General features: G+C 56.8%; 15 protein-coding genes. 2 read left to right on the top strand and 13 right to left on the bottom strand.

Translation table 11 applies throughout. From position 1 onward, the window contains the following. Window positions 1-102 precede the first annotated feature (102 nt). Window positions 103-1,293, top strand: a complete 1,191-nt coding sequence (aspC, locus tag V1572_RS10340; RefSeq protein WP_045908377.1) for an aspartate transaminase — start codon at window positions 103-105, stop codon at window positions 1,291-1,293. Between the two features lie 48 nt (window positions 1,294-1,341). On the opposite strand, the gene V1572_RS10335 is transcribed toward aspC, so the two are convergent. The 7 genes from V1572_RS10335 to cmoM form a co-directional block, all read right to left on the bottom strand. After that, the gene (locus V1572_RS10335) at window positions 1,342-1,989 is read right to left on the bottom strand and encodes an MBL fold metallo-hydrolase (RefSeq protein ID WP_008499950.1); all 648 of its coding nucleotides are present in this window, start codon (window positions 1,987-1,989) and stop codon (window positions 1,342-1,344) included. 20 nt (window positions 1,990-2,009) lie between these two features. After that, window positions 2,010-2,561, bottom strand: coding sequence for a YcbK family protein (locus V1572_RS10330; RefSeq protein WP_014169403.1), 552 nt, complete (start codon window positions 2,559-2,561; stop codon window positions 2,010-2,012). Between the two features lie 174 nt (window positions 2,562-2,735). Continuing rightward, the gene (gene ldtD, locus V1572_RS10325) at window positions 2,736-4,559 is read right to left on the bottom strand and encodes a L,D-transpeptidase (RefSeq protein ID WP_262796044.1); all 1,824 of its coding nucleotides are present in this window, start codon (window positions 4,557-4,559) and stop codon (window positions 2,736-2,738) included. A gap of 178 nt (window positions 4,560-4,737) precedes the next feature. Next, window positions 4,738-9,189, bottom strand: a complete 4,452-nt coding sequence (gene mukB / locus V1572_RS10320) for a chromosome partition protein MukB (protein WP_063621312.1) — start codon at window positions 9,187-9,189, stop codon at window positions 4,738-4,740. Then, window positions 9,189-9,893, bottom strand: a complete 705-nt coding sequence (mukE, locus tag V1572_RS10315) for a chromosome partition protein MukE (protein ID WP_008499954.1) — start codon at window positions 9,891-9,893, stop codon at window positions 9,189-9,191. Before mukE ends, mukB begins: the two co-directional genes overlap by 1 nt. After that, window positions 9,874-11,196 carry a chromosome partition protein MukF gene (gene mukF, locus V1572_RS10310; RefSeq protein WP_008499955.1) on the bottom strand — a complete coding sequence of 441 codons (1,323 nt, stop codon included), beginning with the start codon at window positions 11,194-11,196 and terminating at the stop codon, window positions 9,874-9,876. Before mukF ends, mukE begins: the two co-directional genes overlap by 20 nt. A gap of 3 nt (window positions 11,197-11,199) precedes the next feature. Beyond that, complete coding sequence (gene cmoM / locus V1572_RS10305) at window positions 11,200-11,979, bottom strand: tRNA uridine 5-oxyacetic acid(34) methyltransferase CmoM (RefSeq protein ID WP_032649174.1); 780 nt, start codon at window positions 11,977-11,979, stop codon at window positions 11,200-11,202. 124 nt (window positions 11,980-12,103) lie between these two features. Here cmoM and elyC point away from each other — a divergent pair, with 124 nt between their 5' ends. Further along, window positions 12,104-12,883: an envelope biogenesis factor ElyC gene (gene elyC / locus V1572_RS10300; RefSeq protein ID WP_048027210.1), complete on the top strand. Its 780-nt coding sequence runs from the start codon at window positions 12,104-12,106 to the stop codon at window positions 12,881-12,883. On the opposite strand, the gene V1572_RS10295 is transcribed toward elyC, so the two are convergent. The 6 genes from V1572_RS10295 to msbA form a co-directional block, all read right to left on the bottom strand. After that, a complete protein-coding gene (locus V1572_RS10295) occupies window positions 12,860-13,753 on the bottom strand; it encodes a YcbJ family phosphotransferase (protein ID WP_196352643.1) in 894 nt (297 codons plus the stop codon). The genes elyC and V1572_RS10295 overlap by 24 nt on opposite strands. Window positions 13,754-13,895: 142 nt before the next feature. After that, a complete protein-coding gene (gene kdsB / locus V1572_RS10290) occupies window positions 13,896-14,642 on the bottom strand; it encodes a 3-deoxy-manno-octulosonate cytidylyltransferase (protein WP_008499959.1) in 747 nt (248 codons plus the stop codon). Next, window positions 14,639-14,821, bottom strand: a complete 183-nt coding sequence (gene ycaR / locus V1572_RS10285; RefSeq protein WP_006174474.1) for a protein YcaR — start codon at window positions 14,819-14,821, stop codon at window positions 14,639-14,641. Before ycaR ends, kdsB begins: the two co-directional genes overlap by 4 nt. A gap of 45 nt (window positions 14,822-14,866) precedes the next feature. Beyond that, the gene (locus V1572_RS10280; protein ID WP_069719502.1) at window positions 14,867-16,096 is read right to left on the bottom strand and encodes a winged helix-turn-helix domain-containing protein; all 1,230 of its coding nucleotides are present in this window, start codon (window positions 16,094-16,096) and stop codon (window positions 14,867-14,869) included. A 44-nt stretch (window positions 16,097-16,140) separates the two neighbouring features. Further along, complete coding sequence (lpxK, locus tag V1572_RS10275; protein WP_111966982.1) at window positions 16,141-17,118, bottom strand: tetraacyldisaccharide 4'-kinase; 978 nt, start codon at window positions 17,116-17,118, stop codon at window positions 16,141-16,143. Further along, window positions 17,115-18,863, bottom strand: a complete 1,749-nt coding sequence (gene msbA, locus V1572_RS10270) for a lipid A ABC transporter ATP-binding protein/permease MsbA (protein WP_045908385.1) — start codon at window positions 18,861-18,863, stop codon at window positions 17,115-17,117. The genes lpxK and msbA overlap by 4 nt, the downstream gene beginning before the upstream one ends. Window positions 18,864-18,878 lie beyond the last annotated feature (15 nt).

Raw genomic sequence — 18,878 nt, 5'->3', positions numbered from 1 at the left:
TTGAAAAGCCGCACGCTTTTCGTCGCAAACGGTTGGCATTTTGTAAATCTACCGTTAACCTGATAGCGGATTTCACTTCTGTAATCACAATGGAACTTCGTCATGTTTGAGAACATTACCGCCGCTCCTGCCGACCCGATTCTGGGCCTGGCCGATCTGTTTCGTGCCGACGACCGCCCTGGCAAAATCAACCTGGGTATTGGTGTATATAAAGATGAAACCGGCAAAACTCCGGTACTGACCAGCGTTAAGAAAGCTGAGCAGTATCTGCTGGAAAACGAAACCACCAAAAACTACCTCGGTATTGATGGTATCCCTGAATTTGGTCGCTGCACCCAGGAGCTGCTGTTCGGTAAAGGCAGCGCAATTGTGAGTGACAAACGTGCCCGTACAGCTCAGACCCCGGGCGGTACCGGCGCGCTGCGCGTGGCGGCGGATTTCCTTGCGAAAAACACCTCTGTGAAGCGTGTCTGGGTAAGCAATCCAAGCTGGCCGAACCACAAGAGCGTGTTTAACTCTGCGGGTCTGGAAGTGCGTGAATACGCCTACTACGACGCAGCAAACCACTCTCTGGACTTTGACGGCCTGCTGGCAAGCCTGAACGAAGCGCAAGCGGGTGACGTGGTGCTGTTCCACGGCTGCTGCCACAACCCAACCGGTATCGATCCAACGCTTGAGCAGTGGGAACACCTGGCGAAGCTGTCCGTAGAGAAAGGCTGGCTGCCGCTGTTTGACTTTGCCTACCAGGGCTTCGCCCGTGGTCTGGAAGAAGATGCTGAAGGCCTGCGCGCGTTCGCTGCCGTGCATCAGGAGCTGATCGTTGCCAGTTCCTATTCCAAGAACTTTGGTCTGTACAATGAGCGTGTAGGTGCCTGTACGCTGGTTGCGGCTAACGATGAGACCGTCGATCGCGCGTTCAGTCAGATGAAATCCGTTATCCGCGCTAACTACTCTAACCCACCGGCACACGGTGCATCTGTTGTTGCGACTATCCTGAGCAACGATGCGCTGCGCGCCATCTGGGAACAAGAGCTGAACGATATGCGTCAGCGTATTCAGCGCATGCGCCTGCTGTTTGTGAACACCCTGGCGGAGAAAGGCGCGGATCGCGACTTCAGCTTTATCATCAAACAGAACGGCATGTTCTCTTTCAGCGGCCTGACCAAAGAGCAGGTTCTGCGTCTGCGTGAAGAGTTCGGCGTGTACGCCGTGGCGTCTGGCCGCGTGAACGTTGCAGGCATGACGCCTGACAACATGGCGCCGCTGTGCGAAGCGATTGTCGCCGTACTGTAATTTGCGCCTATAAAAAAGCCTGCATTATGCAGGCTTTTTTTATGCGGGTTACCAGACAGGCATTTCATCCTGAAGGAACGGATTATGGAGCCGTTCATAGCCCAGCGTCGACATCGGACCGTGCCCAGGGATAAACGTCACATCATCACCCAGCGGCAATAACTTCTGTTTAATCGACTGAATCAGCTGTCCGTGATCGCCGCGCGGAAAATCGCTGCGTCCTACGCCACCTTTGAAAATCACATCGCCGGAGATCAGCAGACGGGACTGGTCATCAAAGAAGACGATATGGCCTGGCGTATGCCCAGGACAATGCAACACCTGTAAAGTCACATTCCCTATGCTAACGCGCTCTCCTTCATTCAGCCAGCGATCGGGCGTCAGAGGCTGACACTCATCAAGGCCAAACATGCGGCTTTGGGCAGGTAACCCCTGCAGCCAGAACTCATCTTCTTTTTCCGGACCGACAATCGGCACGCCGTAGTGTTCAGCCAGTTCAGCCGCTGCGCCCACATGGTCGAGGTGACCATGCGTCAGTAAAATCTGCATGAGCGTCACGCCGCTGTCGGCGACTTCCTGCTTGATCTTCTCAGCGTCACCGCCGGGATCAACAAGCGCGGCCAGTTTAGTCTGTTCGCACCAGATGAGTGAACAATTCTGGGAGAACGCGGTAACCGGAATAATACGATAGTTCATACTGCTCCTGTGTTTCGTTATTACCAGTGCCGAACCGGACCGGTATCAATATGCACAAAGTTGCTGCTGGGGTAATATCCTACACCACCTGCGCGCATAGATAACGCAGCTTTGCGAATATTGGCTAACGAAACGCCCTCAATATGGAAATCCATTGCCTGGCCCTTCGTGTGATAGCTTTTTTTCGCTACCCCGCGACTGTGGGCGCGCAGTTCATTATTGGTATCAACCGAGCGATAACCAGAAATAAGCTGCACCGGCTTGCTGGTACCCAGCAGGCCCTGAAGGCGGAAAAGCTGATCAAACAGTCCTGGGTCGATGGCTTTAATTTTATTCGCGCGGAAATCACGGAAAAAATGGTTAAGTCTTGCTAATTCATCCTGAATATAGCCTCTGCCATCGAAGAACTCCGCTTTTAACGACTCACCGGTATGAAGATTGTTGAGCGTTAAAACTCGCGGACGAGGTGTCGAGAGGGTGGCAAATGCTGGCGTCGGCAAGATGGCCGCTGCGCCAAGCGCAACACCACCTAACGCCAGCAGTTTGCGGCGATTAGCGTCAAATTTGTCCATGATAATCAGGTCTACAGGTAAAAGAAATCGTAATATGCTTAGCGCACGAAGGGCACCTTAACTGGCAAAACCGGGTACGTCAAGGCGCCCAACCCCAGTGAATACGCGGCTTGCAGCGATATAGCCCCTTATTCACCCTAACTTACGACAATCATTTTTCCCGAACTGCTTCATTTACCTGATTAATTGTTCCGCTTTTGGCAAAATTTGTGCGCCGGATCGCGCGGTGAGATCATAATTGTAAATATCTGTACGGTACTGAGTCCGCCCGTCTTCGCCAACAAACGCCGTCAGATAGTAAAGATTGACCGGAATATTGTGTCGGATATTAACGTAACGCGTATCTCCCTGCTTCAGGGCATCCGAAATGCGCGTATCGTTCCAGCCCGCGTCCTGCAGCAGCATATTGGCCAGCTCCGAGGCTTTGTTCACGCGCACGCAGCCAGAACTCAGCGCGCGCGTATCTTTCTGGAACAGATTGTGGTTCGGCGTATCGTGCAGATAGATAGCGTCAGAACTCGGCATATTGAATTTGTAACGCCCTAAAGAGTTATGCGCCCCCGGAGCCTGCTGGAAACGGAACGGTAGGTTAGAAGCCGTGATTGTCGACCAGTCGACCATATAAGGATCGATGGCCTCTTTACTGTTCCAGCCACGCATCACCGTATAACCATGACGTTCCAGATAACCCGGATCGTTCCAGACCTTCGGCAGAATGTCTTTACGCGCCAGCGTCGGTGGCACGTTCCACGGCGGGTTAACCACCACGTTATTCAACGCGCTGCTCATCATCGGCGTTTTGCGATCCGGACGCCCGACAATCACGCGTGACGCCAGTTTTTCGCTACCGTCCTGGTAATAGACCAGTGAATACGCCGGAATGTTAACCATAATCCCGGTAGAGAGGGTTCCAGGCAGCAGGCGCAAACGCTGGATATTGAGCGCCAGCACCCCAGCCCGCTGCGCAGGCGATACGTTCAGCCAGTCTCGTGTCGTCTGGCCAATGACGCCATCGGCTCCCAGTCCCTGAGCGGCCTGGAATTGCTTCACTGCCGCAACCAGCTCGCGATCGTATGCTGCGGGTTTATTGTTGACGGCAATCGCTTTTTTCTCTTTCACGGGCGCTGACGGACTGACCGCCCCGTTTTGTGGATCGTCACCAGGCAGAGCGATATGTGGCCCGCCATCAAGAAGACCGGAGCGCGTCAGGATCTCACGCAGAGCAGGCACATCGCTGCTCCACTGCCCCGGACGCAGCGTCGCGGTGCCGCGCATCTGCGGCCATGGACGCGAGTCGCCCACCAGCGCGAGAAGCGACTCGTGCAGAGTGGCATATTGTGGATGCGCTGGTGCGAGGCTGGCAATAAAGCGCGGCAGTTCGCCGTTATCCAGGGCTAACTGCCACTGGTTAATCACCGACAGCGCCGGCGTCGCCAGCTTATACGGCTTATCGCTATACAGCCAGCGGTTGCCATTGACCGGAATACCCGCCACAAACTGCAGATAGCCCATCATGGCATCGGAAAGCACGACGTCCCGTGCCTGACCGGACACGGCAGGATCGGTTAACAGCTCAACCCACTTTGTAAACTGTGGCTGAAACCCTGCAATCGCGACCTCCGCCAGCTGCTGCTGGAAGGCGCGCACGGCATCGCGGTTTTCCCACATCGGTTTCATATCGCGGGCAGCATAGAGGAGCGTGAGCTGACTGATATAGACCGGCGTGTAGCCTGACGGCAGCCCTGACTGCAGCTGCTGGCTGAGCGATTCGGCATCGATGCCTTCCGGCAGCGGCTTAATACCGGCCATGATAGCCGTCGCCGGAGACTGTTCCAGCGGCTGGGACAACGACGTAGGCTGCGCGCCTGTCGTTGCCGAGCTGTCAGTCGGCACAATTTCAGGCTCGTCGGCCTGGGCGGTTAACAGTGGAGCAAACATCACTGCCAGGCATAAACTAAGCGCCGACAGCTGACGACCACATTCTTTCTTAAGCAACATCCCTTGCCCCCTGTTTTCACGACATGCCCATCACGTTGGGGCTTTCTTTCATTATAGGTAGACGGCTAAGCTGTTGCCTTACCTTATGTAAAGAAGTTTAAAGATAACGCAGCCCTAAGCACAAGTTAAGTTTAAAAAAAAAGCGGCGCCAGGGCGCCGCTTCGGATCGGAAAACGCGTCAGGAAGCGTCCGCCGTGGTTTCTGGCAGTGACTCTGGCGGCTGCGGCGCAAAGCCACGCAGCCCCACAACGTGGACGTGTTCGCTGTTCTGGAACACTTTACGCACCAGCTTGTAGGTTGTCCCTTTTTCAGGACTGATGTTCTCCGGTGCCGCAATGATGAGCTGCATATCGAGACGTTCACAAAGCTCAAACAGCGTGGCAATGGAGCGCGCATCAAGACGCGCAGCCTCATCCAGGAACAGCAGTCGGCATGGGGAGATATCTTTGCCGCGCAGGCGGCGCGCTTCGTCTTCCCAGCTCTGTACCACCATCACCAGAATTGACATACCGGTACCGATCGCTTCACCGGTTGAGAGCGCTCCGGATTCCGCACGCAGCCAGCCGTCTGAACCACGGTTTACCTCTACCTCCATTTCGAGGTAGTTACGGTAATCCAGCAGCTCTTCACCGATGGTTTGCGGCGTACGCTGGCCCATATCAATCTGCGGGTTCAGGCGCTGATACAGTTTCGCCAGCGCTTCAGAGAAGGTCAGACGGTTACTGTTGAACAGATCCTGATGCTGTTCGTGCTGCTCAGACAGCACTTCCAGCAGGGTGGCATGCGCTTCGCGCACGTTAACGTTGAGGCGCACGCTGTTCACCTGGCCAAACGACACGCTCTGCAGACCCTGGTTGAGCTGGCGGATACGGTTCTGCTCGCGCTGAATGGTTTTACGGATGATGTTCGCCACGCTGCGGGAGCTGATCGCCAGCTTCTGCTCGCGGGAGGTCAGCTCTTCCGTCAGACGACCCAGTTCGATTTCCATCTGTTCGATAGCCTCGACCGGATCGTCAGTACGAATGATGTCCTGACGAATACGTTCGCGCAGGTGCTGGTAAACCGCCACGAAGAACTGGATTTTACGTTCAGGACGTTTCGGATCTTCGGACATGCGCAGAACATCGCGCAGGTGTTCGTTATCCGCCACCGCCAGACGCAGAGCACCCAACGCCTTATCCGACATGGAACGCAGCTCATCGGCAGAAAGATATGCCAGCTCGCGACGGTGCAGGCGACGCTCAACGTTATTGTCTTTCACCATGCGCATCACCGCGCACCAGCCCGCCTTCGCGGTCACGACCTGCTCGCGCATCTCAAAGTAGTCGCGCTCCAGCTTGCGCAGGCGACGGGTCAGGTTATCCATTTCTGCTTCGCAGAAGGTCAGCGCTTTTTCCAGCTGATTGCGACGCGCACGGTTGTTGCTCAGCTGAGCATGCAGCTCGTCACGACGAATGCGCGCGCGCTCTTCTGCCCCGCTGTCGGCACGAACGCCGATGTCCTGAAGCTCTTTCTGCAGGTCGTTTAACAGCTCTTTCTTGGTATCGAAGGAGCTTTTCAGCGAGGCCAGCACCTGGTTGTACTGGTTCAGCTGAGCGGAATGGCTGCGCATTGCCTCGCGGGCGCGGGTACGTTCCGCTTCCGCCTGCTCAAGGCGCTGACGCAGCTTTTCATTCAGATCGCTGTTACCGCTCAGCATTTCTGCCGAATCGGAGTAGCCGAAGTGGGCGCGACGCTGCACCACCTCCGTCAGGGCGAACGCCTGCTGACGCGCCTCGCGCTGCACCTGCTGCGACCAGGCATAGTCTTCTTTCAACTGCTCAAACTGTTCCGGGTCACTCTGCAGGACAGAGACAACCGGCTCCAGCTTCGCCAGCTGATTGCCGTGCTGCTGCACGAAGCGCGCGGCTTCCTGCGCTTCATCCAGGCGCTCCTGGATCTCGTCCACGCGATCGGCCAGCGTGTCATCCGCCAGCAGATTCAGGCGCGGCAGAATACGGTTAAGGGCCGCGACGCCCTCTTTCGCCTGCTCGAACTGGACGCGGCTCTGCTGGTTGTCGCTTTCATGACTGGCAATCGCCCGCTCCAGCTCGCCGCGACGGGTATTGAGCTTGCGAATTTCCGCTTCCGGGTCAGCTTCAAAGGCCACGGCCAGATGGCTGCCGATAAAGCGGCTAAACGCCTGATGCAGGCGCTGGGTTTTCTGCACGTCAAACGACAGGGTCGCAAAACGTTCAGACAGCGTTTCACGCTCGGCGTGCAGGCTTTCGATGCGGCTTTCGCGCGCAGCGCGGCCAAACAGCGGCAGCTCCGGGAAGCGGGAGTAACGCCACTGACGGTCAGCGATTTTCACCACCACCGCTTTTTCCAGTTCGTCGACGCTGAATACGCTGTCATCGAACGACTGCGGATCCCCTTCGATCAGGTAAAGATCTTCCGGACAATCTTCCAGGCCGGCAAGCTGTTCAGAAATCAGCGACAGATCCGGCACCACAATCGCATTACGGGATGGACCGTACAGCGCGGAGAAGTATGGCGCATCGTCCAGACCGACATCATCGTAAATCTCGGACAGCAGCACGCCGCCAAAACGCTCCGCCAGGGCATTGAGACGCGGGTCTTCCGCACCGCCCGGCTGGCTTAAGCGTTCAATTTCTTCGTCGACTTCACGCTTGCGCGTGCCGACTTCATCACGCTCAACAATGGCTTCGCGCTCGCGCTCCAGCAGCTGCTGCAGGTATTCGGTCACTTCCTGACTGGATTCAAACTGCTCGCCGCACTGTTCGCTGAGCTGGTTAAGGCTACTCTGGGCCGCCAGCCAGACCGGTGCACGCTGCAGAAGCGCTTGCGAACGGGACTGCAGCTGTTCCAGCTCCTGACGCAGGGTCATACGCTGTTCGCTGGCGCTGGAGACCGTGTCTGAAAGCGCAGCGATACGCGCCTCGAGTTCCTGATGCAGGGCCTCAAGCTCGTCAAAATCGTAATTTTTGCCCTGACGTTTGCAGAATTCCGCCAGCAGACGCTCGGCTTCCTGCTGCTCGCGCAGGCGCTGTTCCAGCTCGTTCAGACGCATACGCAGCGGCTGAACCTGCTCGGCCAGATGGCGCTGGTTCACGCCGTCGCGCAGCAGTTCACGGGCAACGTCCCAGGCTTCGTTACGCGCCAGCGGGCCGTTAATCGCTACGACCAGCTGATAGGCCTGCTCAAACTGGCTGTGCGCCGTTTGCGCAACGCTCATTTTCTGTTCGAGGGACAGCAGTTTCTCAGTGGCTTCCTGCTCTTTGGCCTGGAAGGTATCCAGCCACTCGTCGGCGCTTTCCGGCGTCAGGTCAGGCAGATGGCACAGCTCTTTCGCGCGCTGTAATGCCTGCAGTGCCTGGGTGTACTGGATCGCACGCGTCTGCTGCACGTCCAGCGCCTGCTGGTAATCGGCAAGCTGGCTTTTCAGCTCATCCACTTCCAGCTCGGCCGCTTCGGCGCGGGCTTCGTTCTCTTCCTGCATCTCGGCGGCTTCGGCCACCACTTCATTTTGCTCTTCGAGACGGATCTGCAGCTCGTCGAGGTCCGCTTCATAGCGCTCGATTTTTTCCTGCTGACGGAGCGCAGTTTGCACCAGGTTCAGGTGATCGCTGGCGGCCTGGTAATCGGCTTCCAGGTCGCCCTCGGCACCGTTGTGCTCACCGAGCTCGCGCGCCATTTCGACGTGCTTGTACTGCTCGGCCACCAGCTGTTTACGGGAGGTAAACAGCTCGCGGCGATATTCTAATGCCTGATCGAGGTGGACGCGGCGCTCGTTAGCGTGGCGCATGTAGTCCGCCGCCACGTAGTTGGTGGCTTCACTGATCAGGTGTTTAAACAGGTCACGGTCAGACTGGGTCACGCGAATCGCTTCCAGCGTCATGCGGTTTTCACGCAGCGCCGCTTCCATATCCTGGAAGGCCTTACGCACGCCGCTGTTTTCCGGCAGCAGGTAATCGCGCAGGGAGCGGGTAATCGCGCTGGAGATACCGCCGTACAGAGACGCTTCAATCAGGCGATAGTATTTGCTGCGGTCTGATGCCGTGCGCAGACGACGCGCCACCACGCCCAGATCGAACATTAACGAGTGGTAGTCGGTAATCGAGTTGAACTGCTTGAACTGCACGCCTTCGATCGCTTCGAGCTTATCTTTCAGCTCCTGGAGCGTCAGCACGCGCGCCTGGCGTTCGTTCAGGGTTTCCGTCAGCAGCGCCGTTGGCTGCATGGACGTTGGCAGCCCCTGGATGGCGAACGGTTTAATATCGACTTTACGATCGCGACCGGCAACCTGCTGCAGGCGTACGCCCACCACCACGCGCTGATGGCGGGAGTTAATGACGTCCAGAACCGAATAACAGACGCCGGCCTTCAGCTTCCCGTGCAGACCTTTATCACGGGAGCCGCTTGTGGCCCCCGCTTCGGTGGTGTTACGGAAGTGAAGCAGCGTCAGGTCAGGGATCAGCGCCGTGACAAAGGCCGCCATGGTGGTGGATTTACCCGCACCGTTACCGCCGGAGAGCGTCGTCACCAGCTCATCCAGATCGAACGTTCGGGCAAAGAAGCCGTTCCAGTTAATCAGCGTCAGTGAGCGAAATTTACCGCGTTCAATCATTACTCTTCCTCCCCGCTATCCGGCAGATTCTCTTCATGCTCATCATTGAGCTGCAAATGGTTTTCCACCGGCATCGCTTCACCGTCGCGGATCATGCGAAGCTGCGCTTCACGCGCGTCATCGCCCGCACGCACGTCGGCGCCGAAGCGGAAGACAGATTCCGTAATGCGGAATTTGCTGCTGTCGTGACCCATAAACCAGACCATCCCCAGACGACGCAGACGGTTCAGGGAAGAGCGAACCTTTTCCTGTAATTTCTGACGGTCAAGATCCGACCCCGTGGAGCGGTTGTTCACCAGCTTGAGCAGCTTGCTCTCATCTGCCAGCGTCAACAGCTCGTCGTAAAGCTCCTGCTGGGTGAAGATCCCTTCATTCGCCAGACGTTCCGGGCTGAGGTAGAGGTAGCAAAGAATTTTGCCGACCATCATATCCAGCTCGGAGAGCACGGAACGCGGGATCAGCGTCGTGGAGCGCGGGCGCAGGTAGAAAAACCCTTCCGGCGCGCGGATAAGCTCCACGTTGTAGCGTGCGTAAAACTCTTCCAGGTACTCCTGGAAGTCCATCAAAAAGGCGTGATTATCCAGCTCGTCTAAGCCAATGTGACGACCGGCACGCAGCTGGCTGTCCAGCGCCGGAAATAACGGATTCGCCAGCGCCTGTGCCAGCTTAACCGGCATCACTTGTTCAATATTTGTCAATGACATGCGCCTGTACCTTGGCTCCGTAATCGTTAATTGGCTGCCACTTCGGCGGCAGTCCGGTGAAGTCTGCTTGCGCGATACCCAGGCGAACCGCCTGGTCTACCACAATGCGGGCAACGTCGAAGTGGCGCGCGCGCGGATATTGCGCCAGATAGTCGCGCACCACGAGTCCAAGATCCAGCGGAGCTTGTCTGGTTTTATAGACCGCGAGCTGTTCTTCGATCATCGCCGCAAGCTGCTCGCGAATTTCGTTAAATTCTTCATATTCCAGATCCGGCGGCAGTTCACCGGTCACCTCTTCATCGCGCAGCGCCATCTCTTCGTCGCGCATATCCAGCAGACGATCGGCATTGGCGTAGGTCAGCGCCCACGGCGCATCGAAATAGGTCTGCACCGACTGGCGCAGACGCTGGGCAAAGACGCGGTTTTTATCCATATCGATCGCGGTACGGATAAATTTATGCACGTGTCGGTCATAGCCAATCCACAGGTCGATCGACTGCTGGCCCCAGCTGATAATACGGTCCAGTTTGCTCTGCAGGTCGAACACCAGACGGTCGATAAAGTGCAGATCGTCGTGCGCCAGCGTCGCGTCCTGGATACGCAGCAGGTTCGCCTGCAGCTTATCCCCTGCGGCTTCCAGCGTATCCTGCAGCTCACGCAGCGTACCGGAGGTTTCTGACAGCAGAAGTTCACAGCTGGAGATGGCCGCTCGCCAGTCTTTATTCAGCAGCTGTGCGATATCGTCTTTCACCTGCTGCTGCTGTTCGTCCATCAGGCGCTGGGTCAGATCGATACTGTCGAAGATTTCCGCCACCGAATATTTCAGCGGTGCATAGACGTTTCGGTGCCAGTGGAATTCGTCACCGTCTTCATCTGCCGCATCGGCGGCGCGCTTAAGCTCACCCGCCACGATCGACAGCTGCATGGAAAGACGCAGCGTGGAAAATTCACGCTGGCGGATATAATAATCGGTGATGCCGATGCCCAGTGGCGTCAGGCGATAGATGGCGTTTCCTTCCGCCTGCTCGCTGGTAAAGCGGTTCAGCAGACGTTGACGCACCATATCGTTGATCGCGTTGTTGGCACGGACGCTAATGGTTTCGCTGGTTTGCTCAAACGCATCACTGACGTGGCGGAACGCATCCACCAGTTCACCCTCGCTCATTTCACCATCCAGCCGCTCGCCGTTCAGCGTGGCGACCGCCAGCAGGAATGAAAGTCTGTCTACCGGCAGCGAGATGGAGAAATCGTTTTTCCTGGCCCAGGCAACCAGTTCGGGGACTGTCTGGGAAAATTCACTCATAGGTTATCCTTGCATCTGCGGCTTGTGCGCGGTGACGTGAATATAGCGGCCAAGGCTGACAAAAGGCTCCTGACGGCAATACCGCGTTTCCAATTCTGTTAAGGTGTCAAAACAGTCACGCTGTTTGTGTTTTTCACGCAGATAATCATGAAACACCCTGACGCCCGTCTTCCCGACAATCTGCCAGCCAATCGCTTCCAGCCAGCCATAAACCTGCTGTGGATCGCGCGGATAGTCCGGGGAAAGCGTGCGCTTTTTCTTTTTGGGCATCCCGACCTGAACATAGTCGAAGTTTCCCGCAACCATGTTGTGCATCAGGAAGCCGTTAGCATTGTAGAACATCAGCGACAGCGTGCCGCCCGGGCGCAACATCGACCACAGGGTTTGTAACACGCTTTGCGGATCGGCAACCCACTCCAGCACCGCATGAAACAATATCAGATCAACCTGGGTTTCCAAATGCTGTGCGATGTCCTGAGCGGCGCATTGTATAAAATGCATGTTGTCGCTCACACCTTTCTCTTCTGCCGCACGCGTCGCGCGGGCGACCATTTCAGCAGAAAGATCGCAAAGCGTGACGTGATGACCGCGTTCAGCCATTTTTATGGCCGTCTGCCCTTCACCACCACCGGCGTCCAGCACGCGCAACGTTTGGCCGCCGAACGTAGCCAGAATGGTGTCCAGATCCTGCCAGAGGATCGTCTGACGGAGCTGCCCCTTCGTGGTGCCATAAATGTTGCGCGAAAATTTTTCCGCGATGTCATCAAAATTGCGATCCCGCATTGGGAGAGTTCCACTCGCTAACTGCAAAACCGCTATTTTGTCACACCCGCGCGGAGAATGAACCTCTCTGGTGTAATATCACCGGCAATCACCTGCTATATGGTCAAAAAAGGAACCAAAAAGGATGCTTTTTACCCTTAAGAAATACATTGGAGGGATGATGCTTCCCCTTCCGCTGCTGCTCATCATCATCGCGCTGGGGCTGGCGCTGGTGTGGTTCAGTCGCTTTCAGAAGAGTGGCAAAACGCTTATCACGCTCGGCTGGCTGGTCTTGCTGCTGTTGAGCCTGCAACCGGTCGCGGATGGCCTGTTACGCCCCATCGAGAACAGGTACCCAACATGGCAGGGAAATCAGAAAGTGTCGTACATCGTGGTGCTGGGCGGTGGATATACCTGGGATCCTGACTGGGCTCCGAGCTCAAACCTGATCAACAACAGCCTGCCACGGCTGAACGAAGGTATTCGCCTGTGGCTGGCGAATCCGGGATCAAAAATGATCTTCACCGGCGCGGCGGCGAAAACGAACCCGGTGAGTACGGCTGAAGCGGGCGCCAGGGTCGCGGAATCTCTCGGCGTGCCGCGTTCCTCAATCATCACGCTGGACAGCCCGAAAGACACCGAAGAAGAGGCTGCTGCAGTGAAGCAGGCGATTGGCGATGCCCCGTTCCTGCTGGTGACCTCCGCCTCGCACCTGCCGCGCGCGATGATTTTCTTTGAGAAGCAAGGCCTGCACCCGCTTCCCGCACCGGCAAACCAGATGGCCATCGACGCACCGCTCAACCCGTGGGAACGGGCGATCCCCTCCCCGGTGTGGCTGATGCATAGCGACCGCGTCGGCTACGAGACGCTCGGACGCCTCTGGCAGTGGCTGAAAGGATCCTCAGGCGAGCCAGGGCAAGAGTGATTTTGTTGCCAGATCGAAGTTTGCGCGATTGAATCGTCCGGTGTTCACCAGCTGCGCGACTTCGTCCCAGAGCAGGTAGAGCCAACGTCGCCAGAGAAACGCTTCCGCAACGGGGGCGCGTTGGAGGTAATGCCACAGTAAGCCTTCCGCCGCCCCGCTGTCGCTGAGCCTGAACAACTCATATTCGCGCGGTGCCCAGAGCATGATGCCCGGCCCCACCATTGCCAGAAGCTGATCGCTGCGGGCGTCTTTGAGCATGCTGCGCAGGGTAAAATTGCCGTGGATCAGCACGCAGTTGTCATTAAAACCGTCGAACAAGGCCGGTAAGCACTCCCGGGTGCGAAACAGGATACGTTTGTCCTGCATGGTTAAACCGGTATTGTTGAACTGGTTAAGCGTTCCCCACAGCACTTCAACCCGCTGGCGGTACCACAGCGGCCAGAGGTTTTCCTGGGTGCTGTCAACCGGTCCGACAAGTCCACGGCTATCCTGACGGTGCCAGGCCAGCAGCGCCTCGACAATCTGGTCTTTCAGTTGCTCCCAGCGTTCCGGCGTTCGCGCGGGCGCTTCAACGGGCACACCGAGTAAACGTTCAATCAGCAGTACGTCCGGGCCGGGGTGTTCCTCATGGGTCATCACGCCATACACCGTCGGCATACGCACGGTTCCCTCCCGCGCCAGCATCGACATTTTCCATGCAAGCTGCCTGGCAACGCCGGGTGACGTGAAACTTCTTGCCATTAGCGGCATCGGGTTACCCTGACTGTCGTAAAGCGACCAGAGCGCGGTATCGGCTTTTTCACTCACGCATTCGACCCGGCTTAACTTTTCACCCAGCAGATGGCTAAGTTCGGCACGCAGCTGTTCCATATGAGATTACCCCCATTAAGACTACTGCTTTTATAATGAGCGTCCTTAATGAAGATGTCACCCGGAAGAGATCAATCAGGAAAAAGAAAGTGAAAAATAAAGCGGAGAGTGCATCCCTCCCTGCGGAGAGATGCCGGTAAGATTAACGCAATTCGGCGCGAACGCGCTCAAGATCTTCAGGGGTGTCTACGCCCGTGCCGGGTACTTCCTCAGCAACGGCAACGTGAATTTTCTCGCCGTACCAGAGCACGCGAAGCTGCTCCAGCATTTCGATATGCTCCAGCGGGCTCGGCGCCCAGGCCACATAGCGGCGAATAAAGCCAGCGCGATAGCCGTAGATCCCAATATGACGCAGGAAGGTATCACCGATGGTCTCTTTAGAGAGCGCAAAGCGATCGCGATCCCACGGGATCGTGGCGCGGGAGAAATAGAGCGCATAGCCTTCCGCATCCATGACGACCTTCACCGCATTCGGGTTAAACGCTTCTTCTGCATGATGAATGGGTACTGCCAGCGTCGCCATTCCGACCTGACGCTGCGCCAGGTTTTCGGCCACCTGACGGATAATGACCGCGGGGATCATCGGCTCGTCACCCTGCACGTTTACGATGACCGTATCATCACTGAAACCGCATTTCTCAACCACTTCCGCCAGACGTTCGGTGCCGGACTGGTGATCGGCGCGAGTCATGCACACCTCTCCGCCTGCGGCCTCAACCGCACGAGCGACATCCGGATGGTCGGTGGCAACAATCACGCGGTCAGCACCCGATTCACGCGCGCGCTCGAGGACATGCACAATCATCGGCTTGCCGTTAATATCCACCAGCGGTTTACCCGGCAGACGCGTTGAGGCATAACGCGCAGGAATAATGACGACAAAACTCATGGCTTGCTCTCTTCTGCCACCAGGGAACGGGCTTCATTTTCCAGCAATACCGGAATACCGTCACGCAGCGGGAAAGCCAGACTGTCCAGCTTGCAAATGAGCTCTTGTTTGTCCTGGCTGTAGTAAAGTTTGCCGTTGCATACCGGGCAGGCAATAATTTCAAGTAAACGGTGATCCATAGTTCCTCCGTATGGGTAATCGCTAAAGCTTAACACATTCCCTTTTCAGGACGTGCCTGTTTCCCAGCCACTTCGACAGGATGTAAACAATCCATCAGGTACCCGGCCCAGCGTCACGTCGTCGGCCCCCTGCCAACGCGCGAATTCACTAATGGCGGACGTTAATCCTTTTTCCAGGCTCGCCGTCACCCTGACGCCCTCTTGCAGATAAAGCGCAATGATTTCAAGCGTGCCGGTCTTGCGGTGCATTTTGGCATCCATGCGCCCGACCAGCTGTCCTTTATGCAGCAGCGGTAAAACAAAGTAGCCATACTGGCGCTTTGGGGCCGGGGTATAACATTCCAGCCGGTAGCTAAAATCAAAGAGCTGCTCGGCGCGTTTTCTGTCCCAGACGACCGGGTCGAACGGCGACAATACCGCGCTGTGGGTTGCCTGAAGTTTCCCCTCCAGAGCCTGAGGCAATAACGGAAGGAGATCCGCATGCAGCCACATTTCGCCCAGCGTTTCCACGGTAACGGGAATAACGCGCTGCTCGTGTTGCCACATGTCCAGCAGCGGTTTCAGCACGGGCTGGCGCAGGCGATAATAATCTGCCAGCCACTGCGCGCGAAAAATCCCCAGACTGCGGGCGCTGTTCTCCAGCATAATGGCCTCGGCCGCCTCCTGGGTAAGCAGGTCGCGCTCGTCGTCCCAGTGCGGCATCACGCGATGCGTCAGATCGTAGACGCGCTGAAAGTTACGCCGCTCAATCACCATGACTTTCCCAGAGGTAAATAACCCTTCGAGATGACGTTTGTGCGGCTTCCACTCCCACCAGCCGCTTGCCCCCTTGCGCGGGTGTTCAAAATCGGCAGAGCGTACAGGACCGTTTTCCTGAATATGCGCGATGAGCTGCTCTATTTCAGCCGCATGTTCCTGCATCCAGGCCTGTCGGTATTTCCAGCCCATCTTTTCCGGCGCAAGCATACGGTGACGCACCAGGGCAAAATCGCTGCGAGGAAGGAAGCAGGCTTCATGCGCCCAATACTCCATCAACTCCCCCTTGCTGAGCGCCTCATCCAGCCACTGGGAAGGATAACTCCCCAGGCGGCTAAACAGCACCAGGTAAGGGCTGCGGGCCACAATATTAATGGTGTCGATCTGGAGGAGCGACATGCGCTGTACGGTAGAGAGGATATCGGCAGGCTGCGCGCGGCGGCGGGGCTTTTTGAGCAGCCCCTGCGCGGCCAGGTGGAGATTACGTGCGGCTGAAAGCGAGAGTTGCGGTAGAGACATGCGTTTTCCTGTCAGTCAAAGCGCCACCAGAACCGCGTAAGCCTTTAGTGCACCAACGCAATCAGTTCCTTGAGCAAATGTTCCGGCTGCTCACCGCTGAGTTCGGCGTCAACCGGCAGATACCACCAGTTATCTTTCGCAAAGGCGCGGCATTTCACCGCATCTTTTTCGGTCATGATCAGCGACTGCCCGGGTGCGGTCAGGGCGTCTACCTGCCCTTCCACCAGCGCCTGATGGTCGGCCAGCGGAACGCGTTTTTCCAGCCGGGCACCACACTGTTCCAGCGTCGCGAAGAAGCGCGGCGGATGACCAATGCCCGCCATCGCTACCAGTGAAGGCAACTCTGAAACCGACCGGCGTTCCCCCGTCACCAGGTTGATCGCCAGGCCCGGCTGCAGGTGCATCGGGATTTCACCCGTTTTCGCCTCACCCCCGTTCACGATCACCGCATCCACAGACTTCAGACGTGAAGCGCGTTCGCGCATGGGCCCGGCAGGTAACCACCAGCCGTTACCAAAACGGCGAACGCCGTCGATGACCACAATCTCTTTATCACGCGCCAGGGCGTAATGCTGCAGACCATCGTCAGTGATGATGATTTGTACCGCGTGTTCGGCAAGCAGTGCCTGTACGGCATCGCTGCGCACCGGGGAAACCGCGACCGGTACGCCGGTACGCTGGAAAATCAATACCGGTTCATCACCCGCTTCAGCCGTCGTGGTTTCCGCCGTCAGCAACAGCGGGTAATGCGCCGCTTGACCACCATATCCGCGCGATACCACGCCCGGGCGTATACCGCGTTTTTGTAACTGCTCTACCAGCCAGATCACCACCGGCGTTTTGCCGTTGCCGCCCGCCGTAAGATTACCGACAACCACAACCGGCACCGGCGCGCGCCAGGCCCGCTTCACCCCCAGACGATAAAGCAGGCGGATGATGCCGCTCACCAGGCCGTAGAGCCAGGAGAGCGGCAAAAGCAGCAGCCACAGCGGGGATTCACCGGACCAGATGCGTGCAATCATTCGCCGAACTGCATCTTATGAAGCTGAGCGTAAACGCCGCGGTGTTCCAGCAGGTCAGCATGGCTTCCACGCTCAACAATGATACCGTCCTCAACCACGACGATTTCATCAGCCTGCTCGATAGTCGACAGACGGTGCGCAATCACCAGCGAGGTACGGTTCTTTTGCAGCTCATCCAGCGCGGACTGAATCGCGCGTTCAGATTCCGTATCCAGCGCAGAGGTCGCTTCGTCCAGGATCAGGATCGGGCTGTCGCGCAACAGCGCACGGGCAATGGCGATACGCTGACGCTGCCCACCGGAGAGCAGTACGCCGTTCTCACCGATGATGGTATCCAGACCGTTATCCATCTTGTTGATAAAGTCCATCGCGTAAGCCATACGCGCGGCGTTCTCAATCTGCTCGCGGCTGTACTCTTCAGTACGCGCATAGGCAATATTGTTTGCCACGGTATCGTTGAACAGGTGCACGTTCTGAGAGACCAGCGCTACCTGATTACGCAGCGACTGCAGGGTATACTCCCGCAGGTCGTGGCCGTCTAACAGAATTTCACCTTCGTCAATGTCGTAGAAACGGGTGATCAGGCTGGCAATGGTCGATTTCCCCGAGCCAGAACGGCCTACCAGCGCAACGGTTTTCCCCGCCGGAATGGTCAGGTTGATATTGCGCAGAGCCGGTGTTTCGCGGCCAGGATAGGTAAAGGTCACATTGCGGAACTCAACGTCGCCGTTCGCGCGCTCAATGACGCGTTTACCTTCATCTTTTTCCTGTTCGGAATCCAGAATGCTGAACAGGGTCTGGCAGGCGGCCATCCCACGCTGGAACTGGGCGTTTACGTTCGTCAGTGACTTCAGCGGACGCATCAGGGCAATCATTGAGGAAAAGACCACGGTAATGGTACCCGCCGTCAGCGTCTCCATGACGCTCGGGAAGCTTGCTGCATACAGGACGAACGCCAGTGCCAGCGAAGCAATCAGCTGAATAATCGGGTCAGAGATGGAAGAGGCCGAGACCATTTTCATCCCCTGCAGACGCATTTTGTTGCTGACTTTATCAAAGCGTTTGGTTTCGACGTCCTGACCACCAAAAATCAGCACTTCTTTATGCCCTTTCAGCATCTGCTCTGCGCTGGTGGTCACCTGCCCCATCGTGTTCTGCATATTCTTACTGATATTGCGGAAGCGCTTTGACACGACGCGGATAGCAATGGAAACCACCGGTGCCAGAACGATAAGGATAAGCGACAGCTGCCAGCTGTAGTAGAACATCATCACGAACAGACCGATGATCGACGCGCCCTCGCGCACAACGGTAATCAGCGCGCTGGAAGAGGAAGAAGCAACCTGCTCGGAGTCGTAGGTAATACGCGACAGCAGCGTCCCGGTTGACTGCTTGTCAAAGAACGCAACCGGCATGCCCATCATGTGACTGAACAGTCGACGGCGCATGGTCATCACCACTTTCCCGGATACCCAGGAAATGCAGTAGCTTGAGATATAGCTGGTGATACCGCGTAAGATCATCAGTCCGATAACCACCAGAGGCATCCATAGCAGCACTGAGCGATCCGTTTTACCAAAACCGTCATCCAGTAACGGTTTAAGAAGCGATAGCATAAAAGTATCGCTGGCTGCGTTGAGGATTAACGCTACACCCGCCACGATCAAGCCTGCTTTAAAAGGGGCAATCATCGGCCAGAGTCGGCGGAACGTTTGCCACGTGGAGAGATCTTTGTCGTTATGCATTCAAAAAACCAGCAT

Origin of the sequence: Enterobacter quasiroggenkampii (assembly GCF_043972695.1) — a bacterium.
GTDB classification, from domain to species: domain Bacteria; phylum Pseudomonadota; class Gammaproteobacteria; order Enterobacterales; family Enterobacteriaceae; genus Enterobacter; species Enterobacter quasiroggenkampii.
Note: the sequence above shows the minus strand (reverse complement) of the source record. Positions and strands in the feature narration are given on the sequence as shown.